This is a genomic window from Synechococcus sp. CS-197 (genome assembly GCF_025128215.1).
Taxonomy (GTDB): domain Bacteria; phylum Cyanobacteriota; class Cyanobacteriia; order PCC-6307; family Cyanobiaceae; genus Synechococcus_C.
The window spans coordinates 1-11,653 of sequence record NZ_JAHLZC010000018.1 but is presented as its reverse complement, the minus strand read 5'-3'; the positions used below and the strand labels follow the sequence as shown (position 1 = coordinate 11,653).

The 11,653-nt window shown below is 63.5% G+C and carries 16 protein-coding genes; 6 read left to right on the top strand and 10 right to left on the bottom strand.

Annotation, left to right across the window (positions count from 1 at the left end):
- The coding region (locus tag KQ296_RS08525) for an iron uptake porin (RefSeq protein WP_259726448.1) at positions 1–1,563 on the top strand (1,563 nt) is incomplete at its 5' end.
- Here KQ296_RS08525 and KQ296_RS08520 read toward each other — a convergent pair.
- Both KQ296_RS08520 and KQ296_RS08515 read right to left on the bottom strand, forming a co-directional pair.
- Entirely contained in the window at positions 1,492–1,932 is a 441-nt protein-coding gene (locus KQ296_RS08520) for an MGMT family protein (protein ID WP_011933678.1), read from the bottom strand. The genes KQ296_RS08525 and KQ296_RS08520 overlap by 72 nt on opposite strands.
- Positions 1,932–2,264: a glycine zipper 2TM domain-containing protein gene (locus tag KQ296_RS08515; protein WP_011933679.1), complete on the bottom strand. Its 333-nt coding sequence runs from the start codon at positions 2,262–2,264 to the stop codon at positions 1,932–1,934. The genes KQ296_RS08520 and KQ296_RS08515 overlap by 1 nt, the downstream gene beginning before the upstream one ends.
- Before the next feature lie 142 nt (positions 2,265–2,406).
- On the opposite strand from KQ296_RS08515, the gene trmH reads away from it, so the two are divergent.
- Together trmH and KQ296_RS08505 are read left to right on the top strand one after the other, a co-directional pair.
- Entirely contained in the window at positions 2,407–3,096 is a 690-nt protein-coding gene (gene trmH / locus KQ296_RS08510) for a tRNA (guanosine(18)-2'-O)-methyltransferase TrmH (protein ID WP_011933680.1), read from the top strand.
- Between the two features lie 50 nt (positions 3,097–3,146).
- Entirely contained in the window at positions 3,147–3,866 is a 720-nt protein-coding gene (locus KQ296_RS08505) for a MauE/DoxX family redox-associated membrane protein (protein ID WP_011933681.1), read from the top strand.
- Positions 3,867–3,900: 34 nt separating this feature from the next.
- On the opposite strand, the gene KQ296_RS08500 is transcribed toward KQ296_RS08505, so the two are convergent.
- On the bottom strand, positions 3,901–4,161 hold the full coding sequence (locus KQ296_RS08500; RefSeq protein ID WP_011933682.1) for a hypothetical protein: 261 nt from the start codon (positions 4,159–4,161) through the stop codon (positions 3,901–3,903).
- 20 nt (positions 4,162–4,181) lie between these two features.
- Positions 4,182–5,000, bottom strand: a complete 819-nt coding sequence (locus KQ296_RS08495; RefSeq protein ID WP_083833648.1) for an ABC transporter permease — start codon at positions 4,998–5,000, stop codon at positions 4,182–4,184.
- A 119-nt stretch (positions 5,001–5,119) separates the two neighbouring features.
- On the opposite strand from KQ296_RS08495, the gene KQ296_RS08490 reads away from it, so the two are divergent.
- Positions 5,120–6,529: a HAMP domain-containing sensor histidine kinase gene (locus KQ296_RS08490; RefSeq protein WP_011933684.1), complete on the top strand. Its 1,410-nt coding sequence runs from the start codon at positions 5,120–5,122 to the stop codon at positions 6,527–6,529.
- On the top strand, positions 6,529–6,900 hold the full coding sequence (locus KQ296_RS08485; protein WP_011933685.1) for a hypothetical protein: 372 nt from the start codon (positions 6,529–6,531) through the stop codon (positions 6,898–6,900). Before KQ296_RS08490 ends, KQ296_RS08485 begins: the two co-directional genes overlap by 1 nt.
- Here KQ296_RS08485 and KQ296_RS08480 read toward each other — a convergent pair.
- The 5 genes from KQ296_RS08480 to KQ296_RS08460 form a co-directional block, all read right to left on the bottom strand.
- Positions 6,848–8,311 carry a HAMP domain-containing sensor histidine kinase gene (locus tag KQ296_RS08480; RefSeq protein ID WP_011933686.1) on the bottom strand — a complete coding sequence of 488 codons (1,464 nt, stop codon included), beginning with the start codon at positions 8,309–8,311 and terminating at the stop codon, positions 6,848–6,850. The two genes, KQ296_RS08485 and KQ296_RS08480, sit on opposite strands and share 53 nt — an antisense overlap.
- Positions 8,312–8,404: 93 nt before the next feature.
- Positions 8,405–8,992: a prepilin-type N-terminal cleavage/methylation domain-containing protein gene (locus tag KQ296_RS08475; protein ID WP_011933687.1), complete on the bottom strand. Its 588-nt coding sequence runs from the start codon at positions 8,990–8,992 to the stop codon at positions 8,405–8,407.
- A 7-nt stretch (positions 8,993–8,999) separates the two neighbouring features.
- Entirely contained in the window at positions 9,000–9,527 is a 528-nt protein-coding gene (locus KQ296_RS08470; RefSeq protein ID WP_011933688.1) for a prepilin-type N-terminal cleavage/methylation domain-containing protein, read from the bottom strand.
- Positions 9,524–9,928, bottom strand: coding sequence for a hypothetical protein (locus tag KQ296_RS08465; protein WP_011933689.1), 405 nt, complete (start codon positions 9,926–9,928; stop codon positions 9,524–9,526). The genes KQ296_RS08470 and KQ296_RS08465 overlap by 4 nt, the downstream gene beginning before the upstream one ends.
- Positions 9,928–10,368 carry a hypothetical protein gene (locus KQ296_RS08460; RefSeq protein ID WP_259726447.1) on the bottom strand — a complete coding sequence of 147 codons (441 nt, stop codon included), beginning with the start codon at positions 10,366–10,368 and terminating at the stop codon, positions 9,928–9,930. Before KQ296_RS08460 ends, KQ296_RS08465 begins: the two co-directional genes overlap by 1 nt.
- 133 nt (positions 10,369–10,501) lie before the next feature.
- On the opposite strand from KQ296_RS08460, the gene KQ296_RS08455 reads away from it, so the two are divergent.
- A complete protein-coding gene (locus KQ296_RS08455; protein WP_011933691.1) occupies positions 10,502–11,209 on the top strand; it encodes a response regulator transcription factor in 708 nt (235 codons plus the stop codon).
- Here KQ296_RS08455 and KQ296_RS08450 read toward each other — a convergent pair.
- A partial coding sequence (locus KQ296_RS08450; protein ID WP_259726446.1) for a sensor histidine kinase KdpD occupies positions 11,184–11,653 on the bottom strand: 470 nt, incomplete at its 5' end. The two genes, KQ296_RS08455 and KQ296_RS08450, sit on opposite strands and share 26 nt — an antisense overlap.

Genomic DNA, 11,653 nt, shown 5'->3' with positions numbered 1-11,653 from the left:
GTCACCAGCATCACTCAGTTCTCTGATGTGTATCCCACCGACTGGGCTTACCAGGCACTGAGCAACCTGATCGAGCGCTACGGCTGCGTCGCTGGCTACCCCAACGGCACCTACCGCGGCAACCGGGCCATGACCCGCTTTGAAGCGGCTGCCCTGCTGAACGCCTGTCTCGACCGCGTCACCGAAGTGACCGACGAGCTCAAGCGTCTGATGAAGGAGTTCGAGAAGGAACTCGCCATCCTCAAGGGCCGCGTGGACGGTCTGGAAGCCCGCGTGGGCGAACTGGAAGCCACCCAGTTCACCGCCACCACACGGCTGAAAGGACGGAGCGTGTTCGTTGTGGGCGCGAATACTTACTCGGGTTCAGACACCTTCGGGTTTTGGTCTGTGCCAATGGCCCAGACGATGAATGGAGCAGCGAGCTTCAACTACAACTTTGAAATCGACCTGGATACAAGCTTTACCGGTAACGATCTCCTACGCACACGATTGCGCGCAGGCAACTTCCAAAACAGCGGGTTTGGCAATAACTACCTGGCCATCAACACACTTGAGAGTGCATTTCAGGAGCCAGCCCTGGCCAATACTTTTGCGATTAACAGGTTGTTTTACTCAGTCCCCTTTGGGGCAGATGTGAAGGTTGCCCTCGGGCCGATCGTTCGAATGGATGATCCAGGGATGCTCGGTCTCTGGCCCAGCGCCTACAACAAAGGGAGAATCCTCAGTCTGTTCACGTTTGCTGGCGCGCCAGCCACGTACAACTTCAATGCTCTTGGTGCGGGCGGGGGGTTCACGCTCCAACGACTCTTTGGTCGTGACAATCTGCGATTGAGCAGCAGCTACATCGCAGTCAATGGCCAATTCAGCAATACAAATCCCAATGATGCGCAAACTCCTGGAGTTCTGCCTTCCTCCTTTAGCAACGCAGGCGGTCTTGCCAGTGAGGCCACGAGCTCGTCCTGGACAACGCAACTGAGCTTCAGTGGCGAACAACCGCGATGGCGATGGGGCGTGGCTGCGGCCTACACCTACAGCCGCAATCTCTCATTCCCGAATGGAACACCCCGCGCCATTGAGATATCAGGACCAGACAGTAACTTCCCAACCAACAGCACCAGCAATGTGGGCGTCAGTGCCTATTTGGAACCGCTGACATCAGGTGTTTGGCCATCAATCAGCCTGGGCTGGGGATATAGCTCTGTTGAACGAGCTCCCTACATGCCTGTGTACAGGCCACGGGTGCAATCATGGATGGTTGGGTTGCAATGGGCTGGCAAAGCCTTGGAAGGCAACAGCTTCGGAACAGCCATTGGGCAGGCTCCATTCGTGACGAACAGTGGCGTAGGTACGCCTCGGGGATTTCCTGTAGCCCGCATCGCCCAGGATTCCAATCTGGTGTGGGAAGCCTGGTACCGCTGGCAGCTGTCGGATCACATCGCCATCACACCTGCCATCTACTACGCATGGCAGGTGGGCGGGGAAGTTGGCGCCTTATCCCCCACTGGGCTTGGTACAACCATCAACAATCTCGGCGGATTGATGCAAACCAGCTTCCGCTTTTGAGGCATCCCAGCGCAAAAGCACCTGCGCTAGCTGTTCTCGGTCGGGCTCCCAGAGGAAACGGCGCAGCGGCAGCCGTCCCTCGTCATCCACGGGGATGCCTTCGCTGATCAGCAGCTCACGCTGGATCCAATCCGAGCCCTCGCGGCTCAGACTCATCGAAATCTTTCCTTGGGCATTCACCACCCGCTGCCAAGGGATGGGCGTTGGCAGGGACAGCCTGCGCAGGGCCCAACCCACCTGCCGCGCACAGCCATAGGCGCCGATCCAGTCGGCCACCTGCCCGTAGGTGGCCAGCCGTCCATGGGGAATGAGGGCAACGACCGCATGGACACGCCCATCAAAGCCAAGCTTGGAGGGCGCCTTCGCCATCAACCACCATCCACCTGACAACCGAGCAGGGCACCGGCAGCGCCTCCCACCGGCACACCGATCCAGCGGCCATTGCCGCGGGACAGAGCAGCGCCCAGACCGGCCCCCAGCAATCCGCCGATCACGCTGCCTTCCACGCAGCTGTTGGTGTCGGTGTCGGCAGCGGCACTGGATCGCACCCGACGCCCTGCAGTCCCATCGCGGCGATCAACGTCGTCTCTGTCGTAGTCATACACCGTGAGGGGTGCAGCCGTCGCCGGGGGATGGAACGCAGGTGCCGTGGCCGCCAGGGCCATCACCACAGCAACGCCGGTGCCGAACGAACGCTTCATGCCAGTGCTTGTGAAGTCAGCTTGATGCTGAATCGCTGCAACGCCAATTCATGACTGATCAGCCTCAAGGTTGCGTCGGAATCTGACTGGGTCGGGCGTTGCATACCCTCAAAGCAGGCTCCATGCATTCCCCCATCGGCTGATGCCCCTGCTCCCCCGGCGCTTCGAGCGCTTGCGCACCGTGCTCAATCAACGGATGGCCGACCTCACGGTTTTGGTGGAGCACGTTGAAAAACCCCACAACCTCTCAGCCATCCTGCGCAGCTGCGATGCGGTGGGTGTGCTGGAAGCCCATGCGGTGAGCTTCAGCGGCAGACCGAGAACCTTCAACAGCACGGCCCAGGGCAGTCAGCGCTGGGTTCCCCTGCGCGACCACGCCACGATCGCTTCCGCGGTGCACCACCTCAAGGATCGAGGCTTCAAGCTCTATGGCACCAACCTGGGCGTGGATGCCCGTGATTACCGCGACTGCGACTTCACCGGGCCCTGCGCCTTCGTGCTCGGCGCTGAGAAGTGGGGTCTCACCGAGGAGGCCACGGGCTTGATGGACCAGGCCGTATTCATCCCCATGCGGGGGATGGTGCAATCTTTGAATGTGTCGGTGGCCACGGCCACCCTGCTGTTCGAAGCGCTGCGCCAACGCCAGGCAGCGGGCGTGGCACCGCACAACGGCGAAGGCATCCCAGCGGAGCAATACGGCGATCTGCTGTTCGAATGGGCTTACCCCCAGGTGGCCGCCTGGTGCCGGGAACAGGGACGCAGCTATCCAGCACTGAGCGGGGATGGAGAGATCCTTGAGGATCTTCCGCGCACCGCCAAATTGCGCTGCTGATCTTCGAACCAGCGGCTACGGTCCGGATCAGTGAATGCGACCGCCCCGCGATGGCCATCGAACTGGGTGATGTGCATCTCTATCGCATGTCGCTGCCGGAGCATGAGTGCCCCTGGGGACTGAAGGCCATTGCGCTGCTGAAGAACCGGGGCATCGCCTTTCAGGACCACCTGCTCAGCAGCCAGGAGGATGTGAACGCCTTCAAGCAGCGTCACAACGTGCCGACCACGCCGCAGATTTTTGCGGGCGACAGGCGCATCGGGGGGTACAGCGAACTCGCCGCTGCGCTGGGAGAACAGGCGGAAAGCGCTGATTACTCCTACACACCCGTGGTTGCCGTGTTTGGCACGGCTCTGTTGATGGCCCTGGTGCTGGGCGACAGCATCATCCAGCACTTCATGGGCTTTTCGATCTGCGCGCTGGCGATGCTCAAGCTGATGGATGTGGAGTCGTTCGCGGCCAGCTTCGTGAAGTACGACCTCATCACCCAGCGCTGGCGGCCCTGGGGAAAGCTCTACCCCGGCGTTGAGCTGCTGATCGGCCTTGGCTTTCTGCTCAGTTCTCCCTTGCCTCTGGCCGGTTGGGCCGCGCTGGTGGTGGGCGTGCCCGGCATGGCCTCGGTGATCAAGGCGGTGTATGTCGACAAGCTCGCCCTCAACTGCGCCTGTGTGGGAGGCAACACCAAAACGCCCCTGGGAATCATCAGCTTCTCGGAGTACGCCATCCTCACCGTGATGGGCTTTCTAGTGGCGTTTCAGCTGGCGTTCTGAGGATCGTCCATCCGTTGCTTCAGCACGCCAATAATCAGAACGGCATCAATACGTCTTTGCTTCCCTGGGTGCGCTGCTGAACCGGATGGTTCCGGCGGGCCGCAGGCAAGCGCAGCGCAAACACCAGCGCCAGCACCTCAAGCAGCAGGCTGCGCCCGATAAACAGAACCACCAGCCCCAGGGTGATGGCCAGCATCTGCTCGAGCAGACCGATCACATCATCGGGATTGCCGCGGCCCGACACCCAGAGGATCACCATCAGCGACAGCAAAACGAGCGTGGCCCAGAACGGCATGGATGGTTCAAGCGCTGCTTTCAGTGTGCCGCGTCTCGGCCCGTGCTGCTCACCCAAGCCTCCAAGCCTTCACCCAGGAAGGAGAGGCCCAGCACCAGGATGAACATCGCCAGCCCTGGATAAAGGGCTGTCCACCAGATGCCCGTGGGGACAGCCGCCAGGGCCAGGTTCAGATCGCTGCCCCATTCCGGAACCGTTTCCGGCAAACCGAGGCCGAGAAATCCCAGGCCACCCAGCACCAACACCGCATCAGCGGCATTGAGCGTGAGCAACACCGGCACGGACGTGATCACGTTGCGCAGCAAGTAGCGGCGCAGAATCCAAAGCGGCCCCGCCCCGAGGGTGCGGGCGGCTTCCACGAACAACTCAGCCTTCACCTGGGCTGTTTGATTGCGCACCACGCGGAAATACTGGGGCACATACACCACGCAGAGGGCTGCCGCGGCGTTGGGGATGCCCCGACCGAGCAGAAAGGCCAGCACCACCGACAGCAGCAGCACCGGCAGGGTGTAAAGGGTGTCCATAAGCAACACCAGGATCCGGTCCACAGCGCCGCCGAGATACCCGCTCACCATGCCCAGGGGCACTCCGATCACAAGGGCAAGGGCGACGGCCAGCAGCACCACCTGCAACGCCACCCCACTGCCCTGCAACGTGCGCACACACACGTCCCGCCCCAGCCGGTCCGTGCCGCACCAGTGCTGCCACGACGGAGGTGCATAGATGGGGTTGTCCAGCCCGGCATTGGGGTCGGGCAACACTCCAGCGGCCAGCAACAGCGGAGTGACCAAGGCCACGAGCACATAAATCGCCACGATCACCAAACCCCAGCGCGCCATGCGGCCCGAGAGGCTCGGCCGGGCGGTGCCCAGGGGAGACGACGCAAAGCTCACGTCAGCGCAAGCGTGTGATGGGATGCATTCTTGCCTGCCTGAGCGGCAACGAGCAGGATTGACCTATGCAACCGTCGCGCCCCTGGAAGCAACGCCTCACCGGCAGCATGCTGGGGCAGTTGCAGCTGGCCACCTATGCCGCCGTGCTGCTGGGATTCACAGCGGCCACAAGCACAGGGCTCTGGTTGAGCGAGCGCACACGCCTGCAGGTGGGAGAGGCAGAGCTCCGGGCTGGTTCGGAATCGCTGGCGTTCTGCCTGGTGGCCCACGGCGGCGAAGGAAAGGATGTGATCCGCAGGGAACTGCAGGATCACTCCAGCGTGCGCACCCAACTCTGGCTGGAGCAACCGGATGGCTCGGTGCTCAGCCCGGAGCGCTCGCATCTGCCGCTACCGCAGGGTCTGCTGCAAACAGCCATGGCCGCCAACAGCACGCGCACGCCAGGACAGGCCCATGTGATCGAGCTGAATGGGCGCGACTACCTCACCCTGCTCGACCGCAAGTTGAACTCCGGTGCCCTGCTCTGGAGCAGCACGGAAATCACCGGGCTGGGGCGATCGCAAACGGAATTTCTGGGCTGGATGATCGTGATCTGGGGAAGCTGCCTCGGAGGCTCCCTGGCGCTGGTCACCCTGCTGGTGCGTCGGATCACCAAGCCCCTGCAGGATCTGAGCGACCGCAGCGCGGAACTCACCGCCGACGGGCTGAAATCGGCGGCCCTGCCGGTCCCCACGGGGCCCGTGGAGCTCACCCGCCTCACGCGCACCTACAACGCCCTGATCGATCGGCTGGCCTGGTCGTGGAGTCAGCAGCGCCAATTCGTGAGCGCGGTGAGCCATGAACTGCAAACACCACTCACCCTCGTCTCCGGTTCGCTGAAACGGGTGATGCGCAAGGCGCCGGATCTGGATCCGGCCTTGAGGCAACGCCTGCAGGACGCCCAGGACGAAACCACCGACATGCAGCAGCTCCTCAATGACCTGCTCGATCTCTCCCGCAGTGATTCCGGCCGGTTGCAGGTGAAGAAGGAAGCCGTGCAGCTGCAACCCGTCATCGACACCATCGTGCGCGTGCAAGGGCCTGCCTACGGGCGCACGATTGAAGCGCAAGGGCCCGGCGATCAGGCCGGCCTTGTCGTTCTTGCCGATGCATCCCGGCTGCATCAGGTGCTGGTCAACCTGGTGGAAAACGCCCACAAATACTCACCGCCGGATCAACCGATCGAGCTCACCCTGGCGCGGGTTGCCAAGGGCGTTCAGGTGGAGGTGATCGACCATGGCATCGGCATTCCCAGCAGCGACCAACCCCACATCTTTGAACGCTTCCATCGCGGGTCGAACACCGGGGGCTACAGCGGCAGCGGCCTCGGACTCTCCGTGGTGAAATTACTGGTGGAAGCGATGGGGGGATCGATCACTGTGGCCAGTGAACCCGGGATGGGTAGCCGCTTCTGCATCCTTCTGCAATCGGCTTGATGATCGCCTACCTCATCCTCTGCACCTTGCTGGTGCCGGCCAACCTCTGGGCCACGATCACCCCCCACTTGCACAGCGAGGTGAGCATGCGCCTGCTGCATGCCCTCTCAACCGCCGTGCTGATCCCCCCTTTGGTGAGCCTGTGGCGTCAACACCGCAGCATCAAGCCGCTGCCTGCTTTGCTGCTCGCTCCCTTCTTGGTTGTGCTGGTGGTGGTGAACACCCACATCGCCCTGATGGGCATGGGCGTGCGCTTTGGCTGGATCGATCATTTGTTTCTCACCATCGCCTGTCTCGCCGTGATCGCCTTTTATCTCCTCAATGGCGATGAGGCTGGAGCCGTGGATCCGAGGGACGAGGGCATCGCCTGAGGCTGATCACGAACACGGCTCCTCCGCCCTCGCCGTCCTCCACCGACACCGCTCCTTCCATCTGCGAGACGAGAGTGGACACCACCGCCAGGCCGATGCCGCTGCCTGGGATACCGGCGTTGTGTTGTCCGCGGCGGAACCGCTCAAACACGAGGCTGCGTTCCTCCAAAGGGATTCCCGGGCCATGGTCGCGAACGCGCAGCTCCACCTGCGACGGCGTGCTGGAGCAGCCAATCTCAACCGGTGTGTGAGCGGGGCTGTACTTGCAGGCATTCTCGATCAAATTCACGAGGCACTGCACCACCCGGTCGCGATCCGCCCAGGCCTGCAGGCTGTGGGGATCGATGCCTTCCGCTGGGCAGAAGAGAAACTGGCGTTCGCCGGCCCCCTCGGCCAGGGCAATGGCTTGCTGCACCGCCTCGCAAACGCTCAAGGGTTGGAGCTCGAGTTGAAGACTGCCGGTTTCGGCTCGCGTGATCGCCAGCAAGCCCGTGACCAGCCGCCCCAAACGACGGCTCTCCTCCTCGACGATCGCCAGTTGATGACGCTGCTCCTCAGAGAGATTGTGGGAACGCCGCAATAAACGGCGGCTGTAGCCGGCGATCAGGGTGATCGGGTTGCGCAGCTCGTGGCTCACGGTGCTGGCAAATTGGCGCTGACGCTCAAAAGACTGAGCCAGGCGGTCCAGCAGCTCGTTGAAGGCATGGGCAAGGGGCTGGAGCTCGTCTGGTTCCTGGCCCGGCATGAAGCGATGCTGTTGCAGCGAACTGGAGCGCACGGCGCTGAGGGTTTCACCAAAACGGCGCAGGGGGCGAAGGCTGCGCTGAATTCCGCGGCGATTGATCATCAGCGTCAGCAACGACGCCAACAGGGCCGCCGCGGTGAGGATCCCATTGAGCTGGCGCTGCAAGGCCACGTCCTCGCTCACGTCCTTCAGCAGATAAAGGCTCCAGGGGGTTTTGCCCAGGCTGAGGGTCGTGCCACTCACCATGTAGGTGCGGCCTTCGGCGTCAAAGGTTTGCGGACGGGACGTGCGACGCACCTGTTCTTCAGCCTGAAAACGCAGCGCCGGAGTGGAAACGATCAGATCGTTGCTGCTGAGCTGGGGCATCACCATGCCGGCCGGAAAGCCCTCGGGATGCCCCCAGAGGGCCAGATCAAAGGTGGAGAAGTGGCTCAAGGTGCGCTGCAGCGTTTGCGCATCCACCTGCTCGGCACTGCTGCGCAGGACGACACGCTCGGCCCTGCGCATGATGTCCAGCTGGCGTTGATAACGCTGCTGGGCGAACACCTGCAGGTTCACCACCAGCAGCAATCCGTAGCCCAACAACACGGCCACCAGGCTTGTGCGTTCCAAACGCCGCTGAATCGCTGTGGATGGTGCCGTGAACAGGCGTGGCCGCCAGGGCATCAGCCAACCTGGGAACAACACTCTCATTTCAAGGCAGAGCCAAGCCCTTGTCGTCCCCCAACTAGGGGATCTCCGAGCAAGACCCGTCGTGACTCAGGCATCCAGGCGGCTCTGGAGACGCCGCTGTTGGCCGGACCGATCATGAAGCTCCTGCTCCAGTTGCAGTTGAAGCAGCGGAAGCGTTGGATGGTTCTGGGCGCTGAATCCAGGAACGGAACGATCGGGCAATGCATCCAGCAACACCCGGTTTTGATAGGCCCCTTCAAGATTAATCACGCCATCGAGCCCGTAAGACGGACCGCAACGCATCAGCACCTGTCCCCGCCAGATCGCCGAAGGTGCCCGGCCAACGGAGTAAACGATCACAGCGCTGCCCCGGGCATCTGGATCGCCGGCCCCCATGGCGATGGCGAGCACGGGTCGCCGTCCGCTGAGGGAGCAAGGCCAGGCTTTCGAGGGGGGTGGATCGACCATCCAGCCCTGGGCGGTTGCGATCTCGGCTTTGATCAGCGCCAACGTGCGGCGCTGCAGCCCGGTGGTCTGCAGGCGCTCGGCCATGGCCGAACCCAGCCGCAGGTCGGCACCGATCAAGCGCAGCAACAGCGCAAACAACGCAGTGCCCAAACTCATAGCCAGCAACAGCTCCAACAGGGTGAAGCCCCTGGCGCGTTGGCGATCCATCACCGGGTCAGCCCTCCTGAGGCAACGGCCGACACTGGCTGCTGCGCAACGCCTCTCCCTCCGCTGGGGAAGGCGCCGTATAGCGGCCGATTCGGCTGATCCCCAGGGGCAGGCTCACCACCAGACAGGGGCTGGCGGATACCCGGGGATGGTGCAGCACCGTGGTGCCGCCATCGAGCAACAACCCGTTGGCTGACACCCGCAGGACCGAAGGCAGATTGGTGTGCACCTTGATTCCGGCTTGGCCGTCGCCCTCCTGGAGCGACAGCGCCGCACCCCTGCAAGGAGGCAAGGCGTCACTTTCAGCCGCCAGCCAGGCCTCAGGACCAAGGGCCACTGCACAGGCCTGCTGATGCCGGCGGGCAGAAAGCCGGGCGCGTTCAAGCCCCAGGCGCAGGCGACGGGCCGCCGCCTCGATCTGCAACCGATCCCGGTCGGCACCGGCATGCACCAGGCCGATGCTGCAGGTGATGCCCACGATGGCGACCACCACCATCACCTCCACCAGGGTGAATCCATTGCGAACACGCGTCATGGCTGGCACAGGCCGTAGGCCGCTGGGGTGATCAGCTGACGCCGCTGCGGGCCAGCAGGGCCCTGGGGTGGGTGCGCCTCAAGCTCCTGCCAGAGACCAACGCCATCGGGATCGACTGTCCACTGCCGGCGGATCCCCTCGGGCAGCGGCAGCGCTGCATCCATGGCTGCGCTGAGGCTGCTCACAGCAAAGTGGCAGGAGCCATGGGTGAGCATGTGGGGCCCGGCTTCGGCGATCAGCCAGCGATGGCTCGCCAGACGGAGCTGTTCCAACTGATCCCCCTGCTGCTCGAGCCGAGTGGACGCCGCCACTTCGCTTGCAGCCTGACTCCACACCCCCAGTGCTGCGGCACTGCTTCCTGCCAGCAGCAGGCTGGAGATCAACACTTCGATCAGGTTCATCAGGCCTCCTCCTGAGCGGGTCGGCCGAGTAGCTGGGGCTCCCCGAGCGCTGTGATGCCAACGCCATCCAGCAGATGCACCAGCACCTGCGCCTGGCGGCCATCGCCTGTGGCCAGCAGCAGAGTTCCGCGGCTGGCAGCGGGCTTCCAGTTGATCAGGCGCCAGGGCTCTCCAGCCACAACGCCACTCGTGAGCAGCTGGGGGTCGGCCTGCGGGCAGGCGGAGGGCCTCACCTCCCAGGCCGCAGACGGCAAGGGCAGCAAACAGGCCTGGGGGCCCTGGGCCGCCGCCGCAAACGCCTGGGCCGCCGAGCGCAACTGATCCGCGCCGGCGGCGCGCTGTTGATGGGCCGCCGCCCGCAAGCGCCCCTGAAGGCTGAGGGTGTGAATGGAGGCACTGCCCAACAGGAGCAGGGATGACACCCCAAGAGCCAGGGGCATCACGAAGCCCTGGGCCTGCGGCCTGAACGGATGCCGACGCGGTTTGCAACAAAACATGGGAACAGGAGCAGCACAACTGGCTGAAGCATTCCCCGCCCGCCAGCCATAAGGTGACGGCAACGACCTGTTCGCGATGGCCGAGGAGCCCAGCGGCCAACTGCTGATCGTCGACGACGACCCGAAGCTGTTGCAGTTTCTGCTCGAAGAACTCAGCCAAGACGGCATCGTTTGCCAGGGGGCCAACTGCGGAGCCGAGGCTTTGCTGCTGCTGCGCCAACAGCGTTTTGATCTAGTGGTGCTCGATTGGAACCTGCCGGATTTCAACGGCATCGAGATCTGCAGGCGCCTGCGCAGCAGCGGCGATACCACACCGGTGCTGATGCTCACGGCCCACCACGATCTGGAGGATCGGGTGCAAGCCCTGGATCTGGGAGCCGATGACTACATCACCAAGCCGTTCGAGCTGCCGGAACTGCACGCGCGGGTTCGCGCCCAGCTGCGGCGCAGCCGCTACGCCAACCCAGATGCTTTCGCCGAACCATTGACCCTCGGCGATCTGCAGCTGGACCTGATGAGCCGCAAAGTGCAGCAGGGCGAACGGGAGTTGGCCCTCTCCCAGCGGGAGTTTGATCTGCTCGCCTTTCTGGTGAAACACCACGGCGAAGTGCAGGCCCGCCAACACATCCTCGACAGCGTGTGGGGAGCGCCGTTCGTCGGCGACCCCAACACCCTGGATGTGTACATGGGCTATCTGCGCCGCAAGCTGGAAGGGCCCGACCGTCCCCGGCTGCTGCACACCGTGCGAGGGGTGGGCTTTATGGCGCGGCTGCCGCAACCTTGAAGCGCAGCTGCAGATCGGCCCCACCGCCGGGTGCCTCAGCAATCACCACCTCACCGTTCATCGCCCGCGTGAGTTCATCCACCAGCGCCAGGCCGATACCAGGCCCCCGTTGCCCCGCCGCTGTGGATCCGCGCTGAAAGCGCTGAAACACCAGCGCCCGCTCGGCTTCGGGAATGCCCGGGCCGGAATCCTGCACATGCAACACCAGCTGATCGCCGATCACCTCAGCCAGCAAACGCACAGAGCCGGTGCTGAAGCTGAGGGCATTGCTGATCAACAACTGCAGGCTTTGCTGCAAACGGGTGGCATCAGCAGAAAACAGCGGCAGCCGTTGCGCGGAGGGAAGCGGCAACTGCAGGCGCTCCCCCGCCTGGGCACAGGCCTGCTCATAGGCCAGAAGCAGCTGTTCATCGGCATCGAGAAGGGCCGGCTGCAGTTGCAGCC